The organism is Vibrio sp. 03_296, from assembly GCF_002265885.1.
The window spans coordinates 1-865 of record NZ_NPKW01001396.1; the positions used below are offsets into that span (position 1 = coordinate 1).

The 865-nt window shown below is 48.4% G+C and carries 2 protein-coding genes; one reads left to right on the plus strand and one right to left on the minus strand.

What is annotated here, in order from left to right:
* Positions 1-49: 49 nt before the first annotated feature.
* Positions 50-334, plus strand: coding sequence for a hypothetical protein (locus tag CIK04_RS32580; RefSeq protein WP_017420153.1), 285 nt, complete (start codon positions 50-52; stop codon positions 332-334).
* Positions 335-349: 15 nt separating this feature from the next.
* Here CIK04_RS32580 and CIK04_RS32585 read toward each other — a convergent pair whose 3' ends face one another.
* Positions 350-802, minus strand: coding sequence for a DoxX family membrane protein (locus CIK04_RS32585; RefSeq protein WP_176463498.1), 453 nt, complete (start codon positions 800-802; stop codon positions 350-352).
* Positions 803-865: the final 63 nt, after the last annotated feature.

Genomic DNA, 865 nt, shown 5'->3' on the forward strand with positions numbered 1-865 from the left:
ATATTTGTCGCTCACTCCACCATTCGACACTTAACGGAATTGATAGGTAATGTCGTTAACCACTTATGAAATGGCTCGAATTCTTGAACAGATGGAAGAGTCGCCAGAGAAAATTATGTTTGGCAAATTGCTCGTTGAGTTGGGCAATCAAAGCGAAGAGCGAATCCGTAGTGCTGCCAAACAAGTGCCGCTGCATGTTCTCCGAGATATTGTTTATCAGTTTCAGCAGGTTATCAATTCGCGTAAAGGAGAGCAGGTTGAATCCATGGCGAAAGAACTTGCCCAGCAAGGCATTTCCGCTGACGAGCTGCTTGCTTATCTACAGAACAAATAAAAAAATCCCCGCCATTTAAGCGGGGATTTTTCTTTCTAGCGTTTCTCTATTTCTTGGCGAAAGCAGTGATCGAGCGAAATTCGCCCCGCAGCCCCACGAAACGTCATACAGCAGCATCAGCCCCCATAGTTGATGATCGTAAAAAGCCTCTCTCCCACAAAACGCGGTAAGGAGGATCACGGCCATCGCATTAAAGGCAAATAACACTAGGCTGGTGATGCGGGTAAACACGCCGAGGGCGAGTAAGAGCGGCAAGCTGAGTTCGGCCGCTGTGGCGAGATAGGCGGCAAACTCCCAGGGTAAAATAGGGACCTGATATTCAAACTCGAACAGATAGAGGGTGCTCATCCATGAGGCTATTTTGCTTAATCCGGCATTGAAGAACACCCACCAGGCCACCCAAAGGACGACAAAACACGTAATACCCCAGGCACCGCCCAAGATTGTAAGTGGGTAAGGTCGTGTCATAACGATTCAGCCATTCACGCATCGGAGCCTCCTTGTGGTGCGAGAGAAAAACCCGCGAAAATA

Coding starts and splice junctions, on each gene's coding strand:
- CIK04_RS32580 (WP_017420153.1), top strand. CDS start 50: ATGTCGTTAACCACTTATGAAATGGCTCGAATTCTTGAACAGATGGAA.
- CIK04_RS32585 (WP_176463498.1), bottom strand. CDS start 802: ATGACACGACCTTACCCACTTACAATCTTGGGCGGTGCCTGGGGTATT.